At 69.3% G+C, this 19,486-nt stretch carries 18 protein-coding genes; 5 read left to right on the forward strand and 13 right to left on the reverse strand.

Annotation, left to right across the window (positions count from 1 at the left end; all coding sequences use genetic code 11):
* The first annotated feature begins 82 nt into the window (after window positions 1-82).
* Window positions 83-574, forward strand: a complete 492-nt coding sequence (locus ACVFYP_RS22040) for a hypothetical protein (RefSeq protein ID WP_499202362.1) — start codon at window positions 83-85, stop codon at window positions 572-574.
* Here ACVFYP_RS22040 and ACVFYP_RS22045 read toward each other — a convergent pair.
* The 7 genes from ACVFYP_RS22045 to ACVFYP_RS22075 all read right to left on the reverse strand — a co-directional run bounded on the left by ACVFYP_RS22045 (window position 540) and on the right by ACVFYP_RS22075 (window position 6,287).
* The gene (locus ACVFYP_RS22045) at window positions 540-1,460 is read right to left on the reverse strand and encodes a glycosyltransferase family 9 protein (protein ID WP_499202363.1); all 921 of its coding nucleotides are present in this window, start codon (window positions 1,458-1,460) and stop codon (window positions 540-542) included. The genes ACVFYP_RS22040 and ACVFYP_RS22045 overlap by 35 nt on opposite strands.
* A complete protein-coding gene (locus tag ACVFYP_RS22050; protein ID WP_499202364.1) occupies window positions 1,457-2,581 on the reverse strand; it encodes a glycosyltransferase family 4 protein in 1,125 nt (374 codons plus the stop codon). The genes ACVFYP_RS22045 and ACVFYP_RS22050 overlap by 4 nt, the downstream gene beginning before the upstream one ends.
* A 38-nt stretch (window positions 2,582-2,619) precedes the next feature.
* Window positions 2,620-3,579: an isopenicillin N synthase family dioxygenase gene (locus ACVFYP_RS22055; RefSeq protein ID WP_499202365.1), complete on the reverse strand. Its 960-nt coding sequence runs from the start codon at window positions 3,577-3,579 to the stop codon at window positions 2,620-2,622.
* Between the two features lie 79 nt (window positions 3,580-3,658).
* Window positions 3,659-4,192, reverse strand: coding sequence for an SRPBCC family protein (locus ACVFYP_RS22060; RefSeq protein WP_499202366.1), 534 nt, complete (start codon window positions 4,190-4,192; stop codon window positions 3,659-3,661).
* A gap of 135 nt (window positions 4,193-4,327) precedes the next feature.
* On the reverse strand, window positions 4,328-4,675 hold the full coding sequence (locus ACVFYP_RS22065; protein ID WP_499202367.1) for an ArsR/SmtB family transcription factor: 348 nt from the start codon (window positions 4,673-4,675) through the stop codon (window positions 4,328-4,330).
* A gap of 104 nt (window positions 4,676-4,779) precedes the next feature.
* Complete coding sequence (locus tag ACVFYP_RS22070) at window positions 4,780-6,093, reverse strand: tetratricopeptide repeat protein (protein WP_499202368.1); 1,314 nt, start codon at window positions 6,091-6,093, stop codon at window positions 4,780-4,782.
* Window positions 6,094-6,128: 35 nt separating this feature from the next.
* Window positions 6,129-6,287 carry a hypothetical protein gene (locus tag ACVFYP_RS22075; RefSeq protein ID WP_499202369.1) on the reverse strand — a complete coding sequence of 53 codons (159 nt, stop codon included), beginning with the start codon at window positions 6,285-6,287 and terminating at the stop codon, window positions 6,129-6,131.
* 208 nt (window positions 6,288-6,495) lie between these two features.
* On the opposite strand from ACVFYP_RS22075, the gene ACVFYP_RS22080 reads away from it, so the two are divergent.
* The 3 genes from ACVFYP_RS22080 to ACVFYP_RS22090 are packed head-to-tail and all read left to right on the forward strand — an operon-like array spanning window position 6,496 to window position 9,077.
* Window positions 6,496-7,656 carry a fumarylacetoacetate hydrolase family protein gene (locus ACVFYP_RS22080; RefSeq protein ID WP_499202370.1) on the forward strand — a complete coding sequence of 387 codons (1,161 nt, stop codon included), beginning with the start codon at window positions 6,496-6,498 and terminating at the stop codon, window positions 7,654-7,656.
* On the forward strand, window positions 7,653-8,387 hold the full coding sequence (locus ACVFYP_RS22085) for an alpha/beta hydrolase (protein WP_499202371.1): 735 nt from the start codon (window positions 7,653-7,655) through the stop codon (window positions 8,385-8,387). Before ACVFYP_RS22080 ends, ACVFYP_RS22085 begins: the two co-directional genes overlap by 4 nt.
* Window positions 8,388-8,414: 27 nt before the next feature.
* The gene (locus ACVFYP_RS22090; protein ID WP_499202372.1) at window positions 8,415-9,077 is read left to right on the forward strand and encodes a glutathione S-transferase family protein; all 663 of its coding nucleotides are present in this window, start codon (window positions 8,415-8,417) and stop codon (window positions 9,075-9,077) included.
* Between the two features lie 25 nt (window positions 9,078-9,102).
* Here the strand turns inward: ACVFYP_RS22090 and ACVFYP_RS22095 are convergent, their stop codons facing one another.
* A complete protein-coding gene (locus ACVFYP_RS22095) occupies window positions 9,103-10,023 on the reverse strand; it encodes a Rossmann-fold NAD(P)-binding domain-containing protein (RefSeq protein ID WP_499202373.1) in 921 nt (306 codons plus the stop codon).
* Between ACVFYP_RS22095 and ACVFYP_RS22100 the strand changes: the two genes are divergently transcribed.
* A complete protein-coding gene (locus tag ACVFYP_RS22100) occupies window positions 10,022-10,858 on the forward strand; it encodes a tetratricopeptide repeat protein (protein WP_499202374.1) in 837 nt (278 codons plus the stop codon). The two genes, ACVFYP_RS22095 and ACVFYP_RS22100, sit on opposite strands and share 2 nt — an antisense overlap.
* A gap of 3 nt (window positions 10,859-10,861) precedes the next feature.
* Here ACVFYP_RS22100 and ACVFYP_RS22105 read toward each other — a convergent pair whose 3' ends face one another.
* The 5 genes from ACVFYP_RS22105 to ACVFYP_RS22125 form a co-directional block, all read right to left on the reverse strand.
* Window positions 10,862-11,587 carry a hypothetical protein gene (locus ACVFYP_RS22105; protein WP_499202375.1) on the reverse strand — a complete coding sequence of 242 codons (726 nt, stop codon included), beginning with the start codon at window positions 11,585-11,587 and terminating at the stop codon, window positions 10,862-10,864.
* Window positions 11,588-11,652: 65 nt separating this feature from the next.
* Window positions 11,653-12,321 carry an FtsZ-binding protein FzlA gene (fzlA, locus tag ACVFYP_RS22110; protein WP_499202376.1) on the reverse strand — a complete coding sequence of 223 codons (669 nt, stop codon included), beginning with the start codon at window positions 12,319-12,321 and terminating at the stop codon, window positions 11,653-11,655.
* A 78-nt stretch (window positions 12,322-12,399) separates the two neighbouring features.
* Window positions 12,400-13,512, reverse strand: a complete 1,113-nt coding sequence (locus ACVFYP_RS22115) for an endo-1,4-beta-xylanase (RefSeq protein ID WP_499202377.1) — start codon at window positions 13,510-13,512, stop codon at window positions 12,400-12,402.
* Complete coding sequence (gene gltB, locus ACVFYP_RS22120; protein WP_499202378.1) at window positions 13,509-18,032, reverse strand: glutamate synthase large subunit; 4,524 nt, start codon at window positions 18,030-18,032, stop codon at window positions 13,509-13,511. The genes ACVFYP_RS22115 and gltB overlap by 4 nt, the downstream gene beginning before the upstream one ends.
* A gap of 5 nt (window positions 18,033-18,037) precedes the next feature.
* Window positions 18,038-19,477: an NAD(P)-dependent oxidoreductase gene (locus ACVFYP_RS22125; protein ID WP_499202379.1), complete on the reverse strand. Its 1,440-nt coding sequence runs from the start codon at window positions 19,475-19,477 to the stop codon at window positions 18,038-18,040.
* Window positions 19,478-19,486 lie beyond the last annotated feature (9 nt).

Genomic DNA, 19,486 nt, shown 5'->3' on the forward strand with positions numbered 1-19,486 from the left:
GCTTCGATACCAGAAGGTTGCGGACAGGCGCCGTCCGCAACTTCCTGGTGACATTTCATCGCTGTCCTGTCTCATATTTCGTATGAGCGAAAAAGCCATCGAAATGGTGCAAAAGCTTGATTCCGAGGTCGCTGCCGCCTCGCGCTGGGCTTTTGGACTTCTGATCGGCTTCCTCGGCACAGCGGCGACGGTCGCTGCCAACGGCAAGGAAATCGTCCCAAGCCAAGCGCTATTCAGCGAAAAGCTGCCGATCCTTTCCATTTTTTTGCTGACGACCGCCGTCTACGATTACTATGTCTTCGCGGCCCGACACCAAGCGATGAAGCTGATTGAGATCGGATCAGGACAGCCATCGAGATCCAAGCATTGGTCTGATGATTCCCCTTCGGAAGCCGAACAAAGCCCCATCCTTGAATTCTTGAAACGGAAACTGAACCGAGACACTTGGTTTCGGTTCGGGGCCTTCACGACGCTGATGATTTTAGCCGTCGTCGTGATCATCGAACCATTTGACTCGATGCCGACGAAAAAGTTCAAAATTATCGCTCTGACAGCGCTGCCATTGCGGCCCTGACCTCGGTCAGCCCCAGCGCCGCCAGCGGTAGGTGTCGCAGCACCGCCACCGCGGGGCCGCGCGGGGCGCAAAGCGCCGGGTCACTGTCGCCGCCAAACAGGGCCAGCGTCGGGCAGCCGGCGGCGGCGATCAGATGCGTCGGGCCGGTGTCGTTGCCCAGGGCGAAGCTGGCGCGCCGTGCCAGGGCCGCGATCTCGGCGAAACCGGTGCGGCCGGCCAGGCTGATGCAGCCCGGCGCGGCCGCCACAATGCCCTCGGCCAGGGCCACCTCCGCTTGGCCGCCCAGGACCACGCAAGGCAGCGGGCTGGTGGCGGCGAATTCGGCGAAGCGCGCCTCCGGCCAGCGTTTGCCCGGCCGCAACGGGGACGCGCCCGGCACCAGCAGGACAAAGCGCGGCGGCAGGTCGAAGGCCGACAGGTCCGCATCCAGCCAATCCAGTGCCGGCGGCGGAAACTCCGTGATGCCCGCCGCTTCCAACTGCTCCCGCTGCCGCTCAATGGTGTGCAGCCGGTCGCGGTCGGGATTGGCATGGGGGTGCGACGCGCCGCGCGCGATGCCGGACCACTCCACGCCCAGCCCCACCAGCCAGCGATAGCGGGACGACCGGCTGGAGGTCTGCAAATCATAGACCCGCCCGAACCGCGCCGCCCGCAGCCGCCGCCGCAGGCCGAGCACGGCCCGCGCATCGCGCCAGGAGGGGCGGCCCTCCGCCCAGACCTCGTCGAACCAGGGGCTGCGCCGGGCGAGCTCGGCGAAGGGCGGCGTGGTCAGCAGCACGATGCGCGCCCCGGGGTGATGCGCGCGGATCGCGGCGAAGGGGCTGAAGGACTGCACGAAATCGCCCAGCGCACCAAGTCGGATAACCAGGATGGCGGGCTCGGTCATCCCAGAAACTCCCGATAGACGGCGATGGTCGCGGCCTGCATCGCGGCGGTGCTGTAGTGGCGCAGCACGGAATCCCGGGCCGCATCGCCCACCGCCTGCCGCTCGGCCATCGGCATCGCCAGCACCCGCGCGAGCAGCGCCGCCAGCGCGGCCGGATCGCCGGGCGGCACGCGCCAGCCGGTGACGCCATGTTCCACGGTTTCGCGCGGCCCACCGAGATCGGCGGCCACCACGGGGCGCGCCATGGCCTGGGCCTCGATCACCGTGCGCCCAAAAGCCTCGGCATCGGTGCTGGCATGCACGACGATATCGGCGGCGGCCATGGCCAGGGCCAGGTCCGGCACGTGACCGGCGATGTGCAGCCGACCGGCCGCGCCGAGCCGCGCGGCCAGGGCCAGCAGCTCATCACGGAACCCATCGCGCCCGCCGCCCGCCAGTACGACGCGCGCATGGGCCGGCAGATGGGACAGCGCCGCGACCAGCACGGCCTGACCCTTCCAGCGCGTCAGCCGGGCGGGCAGCAGGATCACGGCATCGCCCAGCGCCGCGCCCCAGGCGGTGCGCAGCGCGACGACGGCTTGCGGCGTGATGCTGGCCGGGTCGAAACGGCGCGGATCGACGCCGCGCGGGATCAGCCGGATGCGGTCCGCCGGCACGCCATGCCGGGCCTGGACCAGATCGGCGATGAAGCGGCTGATGGCGATCACGCGGTCGCCGCGCGCCATGACGGAATTGTACAGGCGCTTGCCGGGAAGCTGCTCGTTATAGGCGCCGTGATAGGTGGTCACGAAGGCCGCGCCGCTGCGCCGCGCGGCCAGCAGCGCCGACCAGGCGGGGGCGCGCGACCGGGCATGGATGATCCGCACGCCCTCCGCCTGCGCCAGCGCCGTCAGCGCCGCGGCGTTGCGCCACAGGCCGAGCGGCGATTTGGTTGCCAGCGGCAAAGTCACATGGGTGACGCCCAGCCGTTCCAGCTCCGCCACCAGCGCACCGCCGGCGGAAGCCACGATGGGCCGCAGGCCGGCGTCGCGGATCGCCTCGGCGATTTCAATGGTGCCGCGCTCGACCCCGCCAGAGGCCAGAGCGGGCAGCACCTGGAGCACGGCGGGGGGCAAGGTCATGGCAGGCCGTTCCTACCCTCACCGCCGCGAGGCGTCCATCAGCCCGCCGGTGCCCGCCGATGGGCATAGGTCGCATCGAGCTTCTCGCGCAGATAATCGGCGCCGGTCACCGGCGGGTAGCGCGCCGGTTGGCCGGGCCCGGTGCAGCCGGGCAGCACCGTCACCAGCGTGTCCGGGTTCGGGTCGAGGAAGAAGGCGGCGGAATAGCGCTCCGCCGCCGGCGCCCGCACCCGATGCGGCGTGGAGACATAGACATCGTTGGTCCAGCGCATGAGGCAGTCGCCGATGTTGCAGACGAAGGCGCCGGCCACCTGCGGCACCTCCTCCCAACCACCGCCGCGGCGCTTCACCTCCAGCCCCGCCACGCCATCGGTGGCGAGAACCGTGACATTGCCGTAGTCGGTATGCTCCCCGGCCCCCAGCGCCGCATCCCCACCGCCGCCGGCCGGGTAGTGCAGCAGGCGCAGCGTCGCCAGCGGGCGGTCGAGCTTGTCCTCGAAGAAGTCCTCCTCGATGCCGAGGTCCAGCGCGAAGCCGCGATGCAGCAGCCGGCCGAGTGCCCAGGCGGCGTCGAAATGCGCCATGATGGCGGTGCGCAGTTCCGGCGCGCCCTCCGGCCACAGGTTCACGCCCCGGAAGGGCTTTTGGGCGATCACCTCCGGATCGTCCGCGGCCAGGTCGAGGCCGATATTGAAGGCCTCCTTCCGATCCGCCGGCTTCGTCGGGTCGAGCTGTTCCTCCGACAGGCCGACATAGCCGCGATTATGCGGGGAGCGGCGGATGGACATCGCCTGCTTCTCGGCATTAGGCAGCGCGAACAGCGCCCGGGCGGCGCCGAACAGCCCGGCGGTGGTGGATTCGGGAATGCCGTGCCCGGTCACCAGGAAGAATCCCGCACCGCGACAGGCCGCGCCGAGTTCGGCGGCCACGGCGTGGCGTCGAACAGGGTCCAACGCGCGCAGCGCGGAGACGTCGATGACCGGCACGGTACCGCTCATGGCATGGGCTCCTCAATTGGCCGACGGGGCGGCGCGTGCACGTCACCATGCTGCACCGCCCCGGGGGCCGAGGTGAAGATCAGGCCGGGAAGCGCCCGTCATATTCCGCGCGCAGGCGTACCCAATTGTCCCAGTGCGGCGGCTTCGCCTGGCCCGTGACATCCGCCGCCAGCATGTCGAGATGCGCGTGCCAGCCGGCGCTGACATTCAGCAGCGTGTTCCGATCCGGCGCGCGGCGATGCAGGATGGTCAGCAGCACCTGCGTCCCCCTCGGCTCCAGCGTGAAGGTCACGCCGCCGCTGACGCCCCAGGTGATGCCGAGGCGGTGCGGTGGGTCGATTTCCGTGATGGTCACCACCATGCGGTGCTCCTCCGGCATGCCCTCCGGCCGCCGGGTCGGCGGATCGTTCAGCTCCTGGTTGCGCCAGACCAGCTCCGTGCTGGCGCCGAGGCGCTGTTCCATCTCGCCGGAAGCCAGCCAGCGGCGGCGCAATTCGCTGTCGGTCAGATAGGCCCAGATGCGTTCGATCGGGCCCGGCAGCAGGCGTTCGATGCGCAGCGTGGTGGGCTCCACCAGCACGCCGTGAGAGTCGAGCAGGGCTGTGTCGTTCATGGGTCATCTCCTTTCGGGGTACTACCAGCGACCGGTCCCTCGACCGGTCGAGCGGCCGAACGGCCGCCGCGGCTATGCCGCGAAGCCAAGGAAACCAGAGGTTTCCGCCCGGCGTATGAGGGCGGCCCGGAGCGGTTACGCGGAGGGGCCGTTAGCATCACGCGCATCCTCCTCGCGCAGGAGCCCTTCGAGCAGGTCGAGACGCGCGGTCCAGAACGGCTCGTAGACGGCCAGCCAGTGATGGGCGCTGGCGAGGGGACCGGGGTCGAGGCGGCACAGATGGGTGCGGCCGCGCACCTCGCGGCGGATCAGCCCGGCCTGTTCCAGCGCCTTGATGTGCTTGGAAGCGGCGGCCAGCGACATGGCGAAGGGTTTTGCCAATTCGCCGACCGTGCGCGCGCCGGCCGCGAGTTCGCGCAACATGCGCCGGCGCGTGGCGTCGCCGAGGGCGTGGAAGACGCTGTCCAGATGAGGGGCGTCCAAGCGGGGAGGCTCTAATTCAACCATGGAGTTGAATATAGAAACCGCCCCGCGAAGAGTCAACCGATTGGTTTAACTACCCCAACAGATGGCCCCAAAAGCCCGCCTCAGGCGGCGCGTGCCATCTGCGCCCTGGCAAAGCCGCTCTCCGGCTTGGCCGCCACCCGCCGCCCGGCCAGATCGCGCGCCAGCCCAGCCTCCCCTGCCCGCAGGGCGGCTTCCAGCAGCGTCAGCCAGATCACGTCCCGCTGTGCGTTGGACCCGCCAAGGCGGATCGCCTCACCCGCTCCCGGCAGCAGGGCCTCCACCGCCTGCCGATGGTCGCCCGCGACAAAGTGGTGAAAGCCCTCCGCCAGCGGCAGACCGACGTCGCGCGTCAGCCGGGCATTGGTGCCCGTCCCCCGCGCCGCATGGCGCATGGCGCCCATCACCTCCCCCGCCAAAGCCGTCCGACCGGCGCCGAGATGCGCCATCACCGCATGCAGGTCGTTGAAGGCATAGAAGCCCCCGCCGCCCAGCGCCTCCCACGCCGCGGAGGCCTCGGCGAAGCGCGCACCGGTTGCCACGCCGCGCAGCATCAGCCGCCACAGCATGGCGGAGGCATCGACCAGTTCCAGCGCCACCCGGCCCGGGCGGGGCGCCACGGCCTGGTCATAGATCGCCAACACCTCGCCGACATCGCCCTGCTCCAGGTGGTACAGCGCGAGGTGCCACCAATTGTGCACGGCGAGCAGCCCGGCGCCGGCCCACTCGGTCTCCCGCGCCTTCAGGAAGGCCACGCCCTCGATATCGCGGCCCTGCATTTCCATCACATGCGCGACGGCATGCGTGGCCCAGGCATCCGCAGGATTCAGCGCCAGCGCCATGCGGCCGGCCTGCTCAGCCGCGGCATAGCTGCCGCATTCCTCCAAGCCGAAGGCCTGCATGCCGAGCAGCCAGGAACTGCCCGCCTCGCCCTCGCGCCAGTCCCGCAGCGCCGCCGTGGGGCGGTCGCGCAGCCCGGCGGCGTGGCCCAGGAAGAAGTCGATGGCATGGGCGAATTGCTGGGCGGAGAGGTCACGCGGATAGGCGGCGGACAGCGCGCCATAGCGGGACTGGGCCAGCGCCATGTCGCCCTCGCACCAGGCCCGGGCCGCGGCCAGATGGGCACGCTCCCGCTCCGTGGCGTGGCGCAGCGCCTCACCCCGCGCGACGCTGCGCAGCCCCTCCTCGGCGCCCGGGGCCTCGCTGGACATGACCATCAGCCCGGCGCGGAAGGCATGCGCCATGGCGAAATCCGGCTGCGCCGCGATGGCCGCGTCGATGGAGGCCAGCGGATCGTCGCGATAGCCGAGGATGGCCTCCGCCGCCTCATCCAGATGGTCGATGGCGGTGCGGTTGGTGGTGGACAGGACATTGCCGTAGCGATCGGTGGTCAGCATGGTTTTGAACTCATTTGCTGTGAAATCGGAGGGGATCAGATGCCGTGGCGGCGCAGCGGCAGCGCAGGCGGGTCACGCGGCGGCAGGCCGATGTCACGGCGCATGCGGTCATCGAGCCTGGCCAGTTCGGGGTCGCGGCGCCAGCGCTGGCCGGTCCGGCCGGCCAGCAGCGCCGCGAAGGCGGCGTCCATCATCGTCTCTGTTCCTCGTCTCACGCCCATCCTGGGCGGAGGGGCGTTCTGACGCCCAACGGTTTCACGAGGATGGCGCGCCGGGGACGAAACGGGTTTCGCGCGCATGTCGTCTGTTGCGCGTGTCACGTGGCCCCGGTGGCTTTGGCAGGCGGGGCCCAGGTGGCTAGACTGCGGGGAAGACCGGAAACAGGGGAGACTCCAGCGCATCATGACCCAGCACGCCGCCTTGCCCGCCGACCTCGACACCGGGACCTTCGCGCTGCGCCTGATGACGCCGGAGGGGCCGAGTGTCCTCGCCCTGCGCCAGGGTGCCGCCTTCGACATGACCCCGGCCTTCGCCACCGCCAGCGCCTGGCTGAACAGCGAGGACCCCATCGCCGCCATCGCCGCGCGCGGCGTGCCCGCCTCGGTCGACCTGCCGGCGGCGCTGGCCAATGCGCATCACGCGGCGCATGACCCTGCCCGCCCCTGGCTGCTGGCGCCGATCGACCTTCAGGTCATCAAGGCGGCCGGCGTGACCTATGTGCGCTCGATGCTGGAGCGTGTGATCGAGGAACGCTGCCGCGGCGATGCCAGCCAGGCGGAGGCGATCCGCGCCGAGGTGCGCGGCATCATCGGCGACGACCTGGCGAACCTGATCCCCGGTAGTCCGGAAGCGATGCGGGTGAAGGCCTCCCTGGTCGAGAAGGGCTGGTGGAGCCAGTACCTGGAAGTTGGCATCGGCCCGGACGCCGAGATCTTTACCAAGGGCCCCGTGCTTTCAGCCGTGGGGGCCGGCGCCAAGGTCGGCGTGCATCCCAGCAGCAAATGGTCGAACCCGGAGCCGGAAGCGGTGATGGTGGTCAATGCCTCCGGCAAAATCGTCGGCGCGACGCTGGGCAATGATGTGAACCTGCGCGATGTGGAGGGCCGCAGCGCCCTGCTGCTTGGCCGCGCCAAGGACAACAACGCGGCCTGCGCCCTCGGCCCGCTGATCCGCCTGTTCGACGAGGATTTCACGCTGGAGGATATCCGGCAGGCCGAGCTGACGCTCGACATCACAGGGCGTGACGGCTTTGCGCTGCATGAGACCGGCCGCATCGGCGCCATCAGCCGCGACCCGACGCAGGTGGTGGGGCAGATGATCGGCGCGCATCACCAATACCCGGATGGCGCCGTGCTGTTCCTCGGCACGCCCTTTTCGCCGAGCAAGGATCGTGGGGCGCCCGGCATGGGCTTCACCCATCACCCGGGCGATGTTGTGCGCATCTCCACCCCGCGCCTCGGCGCCCTGGCCAATGAGGTGGACCGCACCGATTCCTGCCCGCCCTGGTCCTTCGGCATCGGCGCGCTGATGGCGAACCTGGCGAAGCGGGGCTACCTGGCGTGACGGAGGAAACCGGGCGCCTGGATGACCGCCTGGCCTGGGCACGGCTGCCCGGGCGCGGGCCTGGCGTGGTCTTCCTTCCGGGCTATCGCAGCGACATGCAGGGGTCGAAGGCGCTGGCGCTCCGCGACCATTGCGCCGCGCGCGGCCAGGCCTTCCTGCGGCTGGACTATTCGGGCCATGGCGAAAGCGCCGGCCGCTTCGAGGATGGCACCATCGGCCAATGGGCGGATGATGCGCTGGCGGTCTTCGACGCGCTGACGGAAGGGCCGCAGATCCTGGTCGGCTCCTCCATGGGCGGCTGGATCGGGCTGCTGCTGGCCCGCCAGCGGCGCGACCGCCTCGCCGGCTTCATCGGCCTGGCGCCGGCGCCAGATTTTACGCAACTGCTGATGTGGCCGGCCTTTTCCGAAGCGCAGCGCGCGGAGGTGATGCAGCGTGGCGTGGTCCACCTGCCCAGCCAGTACGGCGAGCCCACCCCCGTCACGCGCGCCCTGATCGAGGATGGACGGCGAAGCGCCGTGCTCGACAGCCCGCTCGACCTGCCCTGCCCGGTTCGCATCTTGCAGGGCATGGCCGACGCCGACGTGCCCTGGCAGCACGCGCTACGGCTGGTGGAGGCGCTGACGGGCCCGGATGTGCGCCTGCACCTCATCAAGGATGGCGACCACCGCCTGTCCCGCCCGGACGACCTGCGGCTGCTGGCGGAGACACTGGACAGCCTGCTGGCCTGAATTGGCCGCCATGTGGAGGCGTGCGTGATGGCTTTGGCGCTCTATGGCCACCCTTTCTCGTCCTATACGCAGAAGGTTCTGATCGCCCTGTGGGAGAATGCGACCCCTTTCGCCTTCCACAGCCTCGATCCGCAGGCGCCGCAGGAGCACCGGGCGGAATGGCTGCGCCGCTGGCCGCTGCGCAAGTTTCCGCTGCTGCTGGATGACGACCATGCGGTGGCGGAAACCAGCATCATCATCGAGTACCTGCAGATCGCGTATCCAGGCGCGACACGGCTGTTGCCCGCCGATCCGATGCGGGCGCTCGAGGTGCGCTTCCTTGACCGGTTCTTCGACCTTCATGTGATGGACGCGATGCAGGTCGCGGTGGACGCCAAGCTGGGCAAACTGCCGATGGACAGCACCGCGGGCCTCGCAATCGCGGCCGAACGGCTGGAGCGCGCCTATGCCTGGCTGGAGGGCCATCTCGCAGGCAAGGCCTGGGCAGCCGGCGGGGACTTCACCCTGGCGGACTGCGCAGCCGCACCCTCGCTATTCTATGCCGACTGGACCCACCGCATCGGGGAGGGCTTCCCCATCCTGCGCGCCTATCGCGCGCGCCTGCTGGCCCGGCCATCGGTGGCGCGCGCCGTCGAGGGCGGCCGCCCGTTCCGCGGCTATTTTCCCCTGGGCGCGCCGGATCGAGATTGACGCGGCAGGCGGGGGTCGCCCCCTTTCAACCGCCCCCCTCCCCGGCCAGGATCGCGGCCAAGCCGGCGCGATAGGTCGGATAGCGCCAGTCCAGGCGCAGCGCCGCCTTGGTCTGGGCATTCGCCACGCGCCGATTCTCCGCCCAGAAGGACAGCGCCATGGGCGACATCGCCCGGGCGGCCTCCTCAAACGGGATTTCGGGGGGCGGCGTCATGCCGAGCAGCCGTGCCGCCTCCGCCACCACATCCGCATTGGCGGCGGGCTCGTCATCCACCAGATGCAGGACCCGGGGACCCTGGACCGCCTGCCGTGCGGCGGTGACGACGGCCAGGGCGATGTCGTCGCGATGGATTCGGCTGAAGGCATGGCCCGGCTTCACCACCCGCCGCGCCGTGCCGCGCCGCAGATCCTCCAGCGGCGAACGCCCCGGGCCATAGATGCCGCCGACCCGGAACAGGTCCAGGGCCGCGCCGCCCGCCGCCCGCCGCCAGGCCTCCTCCGCCGCTAGCCTCTCGACCGAACGGGGCTGGCCCGGAGTCGGCGGGGTCGCCTCGGTCACCTCCGCCCCGCCACGGTCGCCATAGATCCCGGTGGTGGAGAGGTAGCCGATCCAGCGCAGGCCCGGCGCGGCGGCGATGGCCGCCGCATGCGCGGCCAGCACCGGGCAGCCGGCCTCGCCCGGCGCGGCGGTCACCACCAGATGGGTTGCCGAGGCGATCGCTGGCCCCGCCTCCGCGAAGCGGCGCAGTTCCACCCCGGCCGGCGCCACCACCCGCGCTGGATCGCGCGCCGTGCCGGTCACCGCGAAACCGGCCGCCAAAGCCTCCGCCGCGATCGCCGCACCGCAATAGCCCAGCCCCGCCACCACCATGCGCATGTCGTGAAATCCCCCGAAACCCTGTGCAACTGGCGTCGTGCCGCGGTCATGGGTAGGATCGGAAGCCATGCGACGCCAGACCCGTACCGTATTGCTCGGCGCCTTCGCCGCCGCCGCCCTCGCGGCGGTGGGTGTGGTCGGCTGGGTGACGCTCACCCCCCGCACCGCGATGACCGCGGAAGAACCCATGCCGACTCCACCGCAGCCGCCGGCGCGGCTCGCGGATGGACCCGAATTCGATCACTGCATGGGCCTGCTCCGCACCGATCCGGAGGCCGCGCGCCGCCAGGCCGAGAACTGGTCCGCATCCGGCGGGGGTGAAGGGGCGCGGCAATGCGCAGCGCTGGCCCTGCTGGCGCTGGGCGAGCCCGCCTCCGCCGCGCAGCGGCTGGAATCCCTGGCCAGCGTCTCCACGGCCAGCGGCCCCGCCCGTGCGGCGGTCTTCGCGCAGGCGACACAGGCCTGGCTGATGGCCGGCGAGCCGAACCGGGCCTATGGCGCCGCCACCATGGCGCTGACCCTGACGCCGGATGATGTGGACCTGCTGGTGGACCGCGCCGTCACCCTCGGCGGCCTGTCCCGCTATGCCGAGGCGATCCAGGACCTGGACCGCGCTTTGGTGCTGGAGGCAACGCGGACGGAGGCGCTGGTGTTCCGCGCCGCCGCCAATCGCCACCTCGACCGCGTCGAGCTCGCCGCGCGCGACATCGAACAGGCCCTGACGCTGGAATCCAACAACGCTGAGGGGCTTCTGGAACGCGGCATCATCCGCCAGTTGCGCGGGGATTCCGCCGGCGCGCGGGCGGATTGGGAAAAGGCGATCGAGGCGGCGCCGCTTTCCGCCGCGGCCGACCTCGCCGCCCAGAACCTGGCACTCAGTGAGGCCGGGCCGGCACGGCGCTGAGTTTCAGAAAGGCCCGGCCAGCGGCGCGGTGGGGCTGCGGCCATACAGGCCGCGTCGCAGTTCGGTGCGCGCGGCGAGGGTGAAGGCCTCCAGCCGATCCAGGAAGGCGGTCTGCTCGGCGGTCCGTACGCCGTCATACCAGTTGGCGGCAGTGCGGGCGCTGCCGGTGGCATAGGTGGCGGGGGAGAAGCGGTAATCCACCTGCAGCAGGTGCATGTCCTCGCTGAGCAGGAGTTGGGCCACGATCCAGCGCGGCGGGATGAAGCCCGGGCGATCCTCGCCCAGGGTATAGAGGCTGCGCATCCAGGCCGGCGTCGTGGTTCCAGCGCCGGAGCCCTGGTTCACCAGGCCGCGGCAATCCAGGCTGCCGCGCACCGCCTGTTCGACATGCCGGCGCAGCGCATCGGTGCGGGTGCAGATGCCATGCGGGTCCCAGGCGGTGCCGACATCGGCGGCAGCGGTCGCCAGGATGACGCCGGCCGCGCGGCCCGCCACTTCCTGCACCAGCACCGCGCGATGCAACGCGGTGGGGACGGTGAGATCGCGTGTCCGGCTCGGCTCCGTGCCCTGATACACGACCCGCCACGGCCCGGCTGGCAGCGCCACCACCTTGCCGCCCAGGGTGAACGACCCCTGCACGGTCTGCACCCCCTGCGCCGAGGCATCCGGCACGGCGGCCCGCAGCGCCATCAGCAGCGCGAGCAGCGGCAACAGGCACAGGCGACGCATGGCAACCCCCGGGGCTCGATCCGTTACAATATACGGACCGTTCCGAAGGACGTACAAGTTACCGGTCAGAAATCCAGGTCGTCGTAATGCGCGGGCGGCGTCACCCCGGTGACGCGGTCCGCCAGCAGCGGGCGGAAGCTGGGGCGGGACTTCACCCGCGCATACCAGTCCTTGGCGGCGTCCGAGATGCTCCAATCCACATCGCCGATATAATCCAGCGCGGAAAGCTGCGCCGCCGCCGCCAGATCGGCCAGGCCGAGCTGCGGCCCGGCCAGCCAGGCGCGGGTTTCGGCGAGCCAGCCGATATACTCCAGATGCGGCTTCAGATTGGCATAGCCGGCGCGGATCGCCGTAGCGTCCGGATTACCGCGGCCGATCATCCGCTTCATCTGCTTCTCGAACACCAGGTTGCGCGTGACCTCGGCGTAGAACTTCTGGTCGAACCAGGCGACCAGCCGGCGGACCTCTGCCCTTTCGCCCAGCGTGCGGCCGAGCAGGGGAATGTCCGGATAGGCCTCATCGAGATATTCGCAGATGGCGTAGGAGTCCGCGATCCAGAGACCATTCGCCTCCTGCAAGACGGGGACGGTTCCGGCGGGATTCACCGCCATGAATTCCTCCCGCCGTTCCCAGACCCTTTCGATACGAAGATCAAAAGGCAGTCGTTTCTCAGCCAGCGCGAGTCGGACCTTGCGGGCGAAGGGAGACAAGGGGAGATGCAAAAGGATCCGCATGCGGGCCTATATTTGAGACGCGCCAACATATGACACGCGACGCGGCGCGGGCCAACCCGCGGGGGCGGCGGGCTGGGATCAGCCGCGCCAGGGCGCCGCATCGAAGGCCGCGGCGATGGCCGCCCAGAACGGCTTGCGCCGCATCACCTCGTCATAGGGCAGCGGGCGCGGCCGGGCCTCGTCCCGGCGCCGGTGCTCCGGCAGAAGGCCTCGCTGGATCCAGGAGGTCCGGTCACTCAGCCCCCAGGTGACGACGCAGCGCACGGCAGGCTCGGCCAGCGTCGCATCCAGGAAGCGGCGCACCAGATCGGCCGCGGCCGCATCGCGCCGCGCGGCGGCGGCGGGCAGCGCGGCGCAGTTGACGTCGAGTTCGGTGATCTCGATGGTCAGGCCCAGCGCCGCGACCTCCGCCAGGAAGGCCCGCCATTCGGAGGCCTCGAAGGGCTGCCCCGCCTGAAGATGCGCCTGCACCCCCAGCACCTGCACCGGCGCGCCGGCCTGGCGCAGCGCCCTCAGCAAGGTCAGCACGCCAAGCCGCCGGCGGCGCGACCAGGCATTGGCATGCTCGATACCGAAATCGTTATAGGCGAGCCGCGCCTCGGGGTCGGCGGCGCGGGCGATGTGGAAGGCGCGTGGCAGATAATCCGGCCCCAGCCGGTTCAGCAGCCAGGTGCGGCGCAGGAAATCCGGGCGACCGTCTTCCGGCGCCACCGCCTCATTCACCACATCCCAGGTGCCGATGGCGCCGCGCCAGCGCAGCACGGTGGCATCGATATGCGACGCCATGGCCGCCGCCGTGCCGCGCGCATCCAGGCTGCTGAGCCAGCCCGGCTCACTTTCATGCCAGAGCAGGGTATGGCCGCGCAGCGCCATGCGGTTGCGCCGCGCGAAATCGACCAGCTGGTCGGCATGGCGGGTCCGGCGTTGGCCGGCCGCTGGCTCCAGCACCGACCATTTCATCTCATACTCGGCGACCAGCATGCCGCAATCGGCACGGAAGGCCGCCATCAGGTCGGGCTCGACCATATGCCGCGTGGCAAGCGCCGCGCCGAAAGCCAGGCCCTTGGCCGCCGCCCGGGCATGCAGCCCGCCGCCCGGCGCGGCCGGTGGCGTGACCAGCCCCGGCTGCGCCGAGGCACAGCCGGGAATGGTCAGGGCCAGCAGTGCGCGCCGCGTGACGCGGAAGGTCACTCCGCGGCGACGGCCAGCGCTTCCTCCATCGGCTGGGGCAGGTAGCGGGCATAGTCCTTCGGCACGACATGCCAGAAGTTCAGCCGCTCCGTCGCCCAGTCGTTCAGCAGGCGCGTGGCGAAGGGGCTGCCGGTTTCCTCCACATGCCGTTCGACATGCTCGCGCAGCACACCCTCCCAATGCGCGGAAGCACCGACGCGGCGCCAGCGCAGCGTTTCCGGATTCACGCGGTGTTCGAAGGCGCCGTCAGCGTCGTAGAGGAAGGCCATGCCACCGGTGAATCCGGCGCCGAAATTGTCGCCGACCGGGCCGAGGATCACCACGGTGCCGCCCGTCATGTATTCGCAGGCATTGGCGCCCGCGCCTTCCACCACGGTCAGCGCGCCGGAATTGCGCACCGCGAAGCGTTCACCGGCCTGCCCCGCCGCGAAGAGCGCGCCACCGGTCGCGCCATAGAGGCAGGTGTTGCCGATGATGGTGTTCTCGTTCCAGACGAGGCCGGAGGACGGCGCCGGGCGCACCACGATGGTGCCGCCCGACAGGCCCTTGCCGACATAGTCATTGGCATCGCCGAAGACTTCCAGCTTCAGGCCACGCACCGCGAAGGCGCCGAGCGACTGGCCGGCGGAACCGCGCAGACGCACCGTAAGATGGCCGCGCTGCAAGCCCTCCATCCCGAACTTGCGGACGATCTTGCTGCTGATCTTCGTGCCGATGGCGCGATGCGTGTTCCGGATGTTGTAGGCCAGCTGCATCTTCTCGCCACGCTCGAACAGCGCCGCGGCGTCACGGATCATGTCGGCGTCCAGCGTCTCCGGCACCTCATTGCGGCCCTCGATGGTGCAATAGGCGGCATGGCTGCCCGCATCGGCCTTCACCAGCAGCGGGTTCAGGTCGAGGTCGTCGAGGTCCTCGGCGCCACGGCTGACCTGGCGCAGCAGGTCCGTGCGGCCGATCACATCGGTCAGCTTGCGGAAGCCGAGGCCGGCGAGGATTTCCCGGACTTCCTCCGCCACGAAGCTGAACAGGTTGATGACCTTTTCCGGCGTGCCCGCAAACTTCTGGCGCAAGGCGTCGTCCTGCGTGCAGACGCCGACGGGGCAGGTGTTGCTGTGGCACTGACGGACCATGATGCAGCCCATGGCCACAAGGCTCGCCGTGCCGATGCCGAATTCCTCGGCGCCGAGCATGGCGGCGATGACCACGTCGCGGCCGGTCTTGATGCCGCCATCGGTGCGCAGCTTCACCCGGTGGCGCAGCCGGTTCAGCATCAGCACCTGATGCGTCTCCGTCAGCCCCATCTCCCAGGGCAGGCCCGCATGCTTAATGGAGGACACCGGCGAAGCGCCCGTGCCGCCGGAATGGCCGGAGACCAGGATCGCATCCGCCTTTGCCTTGGCCACGCCGGCCGCGATGGTGCCGATGCCGCTACGCGCCACCAGCTTCACGCAGACGGTGGCCTCCGGGTTGATCTGCTTCAGGTCGTAGATGAGCTGCGCCAGATCCTCGATCGAATAGATGTCGTGATGCGGCGGGGGCGAGATCAGCATCACGCCCGGCGTCGAATGCCGCAGCTTGGCGATCAGCTCCGTCACCTTGAAGCCGGGCAGCTGCCCGCCCTCACCGGGCTTGGCGCCCTGCGCGACCTTGATCTCGATTTCCTTGCAGTTGTTCAGGTATTCGGCGGTGACGCCGAAGCGGCCCGAAGCGATCTGCTTGATGGCGGAATTCGCATTGTCGCCATTGCGGCGCGGCCGTGCGCGCACCGGATCTTCGCCGCCCTCGCCGCTGTCGCTGCGTGCGCCGATGCGGTTCATGGCGATGGAGAGCGTCTCATGCGCCTCCGGGCTCAGCGCGCCGAGTGAAATGCCGGGCGCGACCAGGCGCTTGCGGATTTCCGTGATGCTCTCGACTTCCTCCAGCGAAACGGCCACGCGGCCCTCCGCCCGGAAATCCAGCAGGTCGCGCAGCGCCACCGGCGGCAGGCGGCGCACGCCTTCCGAATAGCGCTTGAAGGTCTGGTAGCTGTCCGTTTCCACCGCGCGCTGCAAAGTGTGGATCAGCGAACCGTCGAAGGCATGGTTCTCGCCGCTCTTGCGCAGCTTGTAGAGCCCGCCCACCGGCAGCGTCACCGCATCCGCATCCCAGGCCTTGGCATGCAACGCCAGCACGCGCCGCGCGATGCCGGACAGACCGATGCCGGAAATGCGGCTGGCGATGCCCGGGAAGAATTCGGCGACCAGCGCGCGGGACAGGCCAATGGCCTCGAAGTTCATGCCGCCGCGATAGGAGGAGATGACGGAGATGCCCATCTTGGACATCACCTTCAGCAGCCCCTTATCGACCGCCTTCTTGTAGCGGGCGACGCAATCCTTCAGCGACAGCCCCTCGAACAGCCCGCGGCGGTGCCGGTCCGCGATGCTCTCCTGCGCCAGATAGGCGTTCACCGTCGTGGCACCCGCGCCGATCAGCACGGCGATGTAGTGCACGTCGATGGATTCGGCGCTGCGGACGTTCAGACTGGTGAAGGTGCGCAGCGAGTTCTTGACCAGATGCGTGTGCACGCCGCCGACCGCGAGGATCATCGGGATGGCGGCGCGTTCGGCGCACTGGCCCTCATCGGTCAGGATCACATGCGCGCAGCCGCTGCGCACGCCTTCCTCCGCCTCACGCCGGATGCGCTCGATGGCGTCGCGCAGCCCCTGCTCGCCGGCGGCGACCGGGAAGGTGGAATCCACCACGCAGGCCGTATCGCCCATATAGGCGCGCATGGCGGCGAATTCCGCGTTGGACAGCACCGGGCTGTCCAGCATCAACATGTCGCACTGGGTCGGGTCCTCATCGAGGATATTGCCCAGATTGCCGAGGCGCGTCTTCAGCGACATCACCCGCGTCTCACGCAGGCTGTCGATCGGCGGGTTGGTGACTTGGCTGAAGCTCTGCCGGAAATAGTGGTGCAGGCCGCGATACTGGCTGGAGAGCACGGCGATGGGCGTGTCGTCGCCCATGCTGCCGATGGCTTCCGCCGCTTCCTCCACCAACGGATGCAAGATCGTCTCCAGCTCCTCCAGCGTATAGCCCATGGCGAGCTGGCGGCGGCGCAGCGCCTCTCCGGTCAGCTCGGCATGTTCATCGGCGCCGGCCTTGACGATGCCGTCGATGCGCGTGGTCCGGCTGGTCCAGTCGCCGAAGGGCTTGCGGGAGGAGAGCGCGTCCTTCAGCTCCGTGTCGCCGTAGAAGCGGCCGGTGGACAGATCGACGCCGACGCATTGGCCGGGGCCGACGCGGCCCTTGGCCAGAACGCGGTCCTCGGCAATCTTGACCATCCCGGTCTCGGAGCCGGTGACCAGGATGTTGTCGGTGGTGATGGTGTAGCGCATCGGACGCAGACCGTTGCGGTCCAGCCCGCCGATCACCCATTTGCCATCGGTCGCCGCGATCGCCGCCGGCCCGTCCCAGGGCTCCATCACCGCGTTGCAGTACAGGAAGAATTCGCGATGCGCGTCCGGCATGGTCGCGTTGCTGCCCAGGCTTTCCGGGATCAGCATGGACTTCGCCATGGGCGCGTCGCGGCCGCCGCGCACCAGCAGCTCGAACACATTGTCCAGCGTCGCGGTGTCCGAGCCACCGGCCTGCACGATCGGCTTGATGTCGTCCATATGCGCATCGAGCAGCGGATGGGCCAGCCGCGTCTCATGCGACTTCATCCAGTTGATGTTGCCGTGGACGGTGTTGATCTCGCCGTTATGCGCAAGCATACGGAAGGGCTGCGCCAACCGCCAGGTGGGGAAGGTGTTGGTGGAATAGCGCTGGTGATAGATCGCGAAGCGCGAGATGAAGCGGGCGTCCAGCAGGTCCGGGTAGAATTCCGTCAGGCTCTCCGCCAGGAACATGCCCTTGTAGACGATGGACCGGCAGGAGAGCGAGCAGAGGTACAGCTCCGGAATCTGCGCCGCGATCGCCTGCTTCTCGATCTTGCGGCGGATCACGAACAGGTCGCGCTCGTAGCTGTCGTCATCGACGCCGCGGGGGTTCCACAGCAGTATCTGCTCGATCTCCGGCCGCGTCGCATTGGCCTTCTCGCCGATGCAGGCGACATCGATCGGCACCTGTCGCCAGGAATAGATGCTGTAGCCAGCGGCGAGGATTTCCGACTCCACGATCTGGCGGCAGCGTTCCTGCGCCCCGAGATCGGTCTTCGGCAGGAACACCATGCCCACCGCGATGCGGCCCGGCCGCAGCCGGTCGCCACCGCGCTCCACGACTTCCGCGAAGAAGTCCTGCGGAATCTCGATATGGATGCCGGCGCCGTCGCCGGTCTTGCCATCCGCATCCACAGCGCCGCGGTGCCAGACCGCCTTCAGCGCATCGATGCCGGCCTGCACCACCTTGCGATGCGCCTGCCCATCCAGCGAGGCCACCAGGCCGACGCCGCAGGCATCGTGCTCCGTCAAATCGACGTGCGCCGCGGAAGACAGCAGCGCGTGCTGGGACCGATAGTTCTCGACGTAGTTGTCCATCGTCGTCACTCCGCCGCCACGGCGAGCACGCTCGCCTTCTGCTCGATGTAGTGGTGCATGGTCTCGGCCGCGTCGCGACCATCGCGGATCGCCCAGACCACCAGGGATGCGCCGCGCACGATGTCGCCGGCCGCGAAGACGCCCGGCAACGCCGTCATCATCGTGCGATGGTCCACCTTCAGCGTGCCCCATTTCGTCACCGGCAGCGCCGGCGCGTCGAAGGCCTTGGGCAGGTCCTCCGGATCGAAGCCCAGCGCCATGATGACGATATCTGCTGGCAGGTCGAAGCTGCTGCCCGGAATGGCCTGCACCTGCTGGCGGCCGGTCGCATCCGGCAGGCCGAGATGCATGCGCTGCGCCCGCACGGCTGTGACGGTGCCCTCGCCGAAGAAGGCTTCCGGCGCGCCGAGCCATTCGAAGACCACGCCTTCCTCCTCGGCGTTGTACACCTCCCGCATCGAGCCGGGCATATTCGCCTTGTCGCGGCGATAGAGGCAGGTGACGGAAGTTGCGCCCTGGCGCACGGCCGTGCGCACGCAATCCATCGCCGTATCGCCGCCGCCAATGACGACCACCCGCTTGCCGGCGGCGTTCATCGCGCCATTGATCATGCCCGGCACGACCTCTCCCAGCCCGGCGCGGTTCGAGGCGGTGAGGTAGTCCAGAGCCGGCAGAATGCCATCCAACCCAATGCCGGGGGCCTTCATGTCGCGGGCCTTGTAGACGCCGGTCGCGATCAGCACGGCGTCGTGCTTCAGGCGCAGTTCCTCCAGCGTGATGTCCTTGCCCACCGCGACATTCAGGTGGAAGTGGATGCCGGCTTCCTCGAACTGCTTCCAGCGCCGCAGCACCACCTCCTTCTCCAGCTTGAAGTTGGGGATGCCGTAGATCATCAGCCCGCCGACGCGGTCGTAGCGGTCATAGACATGCACCTGGTAGCCGCGCAGACGCAGCCGTTCCGCCGCCGCCAGCCCGCCCGGCCCGGCGCCGATGATGCCGACGCTTTGCGCCAGCTCCCGCCGCGGCTTCGGCGGCTTGACCCAGCCCATCTCCCAGGCGGTATCGGTGATATACTTCTCCACCGAGCCGATGGTGACGGAGCCAAAATCCTTCTCGATGACGCAGTTGCCCTCGCACAGACGATCCTGAGGGCAGATGCGGCCGCAGATTTCCGGAAAGGTGTTGGTGGCGGAGGAGACCTCATAGGCTTCCTCCAGCCGGCCTTCCGCGGTCAGCTTCAGCCAGTCCGGGATATTGTTGTTCAGAGGGCAGTGGACCTGGCAGAAAGGCACGCCGCACTGACTGCAACGGCTGGACTGGGCCTTGGCCGCCGAGGGGTCGAATTCCTTGTAGATCTCGGCGAAATCCTCGCGCCGCGCCGTGGCCGGACGCTTATCCGGCTGGTGCTGGTCGAGGCGCACGAATTGCAGCATCCGATCGGCCATGGCGGCGAG

This window comes from Roseomonas sp. F4, assembly GCF_053891155.1.

Excerpts from the sequence above, each read along its gene's own strand:
- ACVFYP_RS22040 (WP_499202362.1), top strand. The coding sequence starts at position 83 with ATGAGCGAAAAAGCCATCGAAATGGTGCAAAAGCTTGATTCCGAGGTC.
- ACVFYP_RS22045 (WP_499202363.1), bottom strand. The coding sequence starts at position 1,460 with ATGACCGAGCCCGCCATCCTGGTTATCCGACTTGGTGCGCTGGGCGAT.
- ACVFYP_RS22050 (WP_499202364.1), bottom strand. The coding sequence starts at position 2,581 with ATGACCTTGCCCCCCGCCGTGCTCCAGGTGCTGCCCGCTCTGGCCTCT.
- ACVFYP_RS22055 (WP_499202365.1), bottom strand. The coding sequence starts at position 3,579 with ATGAGCGGTACCGTGCCGGTCATCGACGTCTCCGCGCTGCGCGCGTTG.
- ACVFYP_RS22060 (WP_499202366.1), bottom strand. The coding sequence starts at position 4,192 with ATGAACGACACAGCCCTGCTCGACTCTCACGGCGTGCTGGTGGAGCCC.
- ACVFYP_RS22070 (WP_499202368.1), bottom strand. The coding sequence starts at position 6,093 with ATGCTGACCACCGATCGCTACGGCAATGTCCTGTCCACCACCAACCGC.
- ACVFYP_RS22075 (WP_499202369.1), bottom strand. The coding sequence starts at position 6,287 with ATGATGGACGCCGCCTTCGCGGCGCTGCTGGCCGGCCGGACCGGCCAG.
- ACVFYP_RS22080 (WP_499202370.1), top strand. The coding sequence starts at position 6,496 with ATGACCCAGCACGCCGCCTTGCCCGCCGACCTCGACACCGGGACCTTC.
- ACVFYP_RS22090 (WP_499202372.1), top strand. The coding sequence starts at position 8,415 with ATGGCTTTGGCGCTCTATGGCCACCCTTTCTCGTCCTATACGCAGAAG.
- ACVFYP_RS22100 (WP_499202374.1), top strand. The coding sequence starts at position 10,022 with ATGCGACGCCAGACCCGTACCGTATTGCTCGGCGCCTTCGCCGCCGCC.
- ACVFYP_RS22095 (WP_499202373.1), bottom strand. The coding sequence starts at position 10,023 with ATGGCTTCCGATCCTACCCATGACCGCGGCACGACGCCAGTTGCACAG.
- ACVFYP_RS22105 (WP_499202375.1), bottom strand. The coding sequence starts at position 11,587 with ATGCGTCGCCTGTGCCTGTTGCCGCTGCTCGCGCTGCTGATGGCGCTG.
- fzlA (WP_499202376.1), bottom strand. The coding sequence starts at position 12,321 with ATGCGGATCCTTTTGCATCTCCCCTTGTCTCCCTTCGCCCGCAAGGTC.
- gltB (WP_499202378.1), bottom strand. The coding sequence starts at position 18,032 with ATGGACAACTACGTCGAGAACTATCGGTCCCAGCACGCGCTGCTGTCT.
- ACVFYP_RS22125 (WP_499202379.1), bottom strand. The coding sequence starts at position 19,477 with ATGGCCGATCGGATGCTGCAATTCGTGCGCCTCGACCAGCACCAGCCG.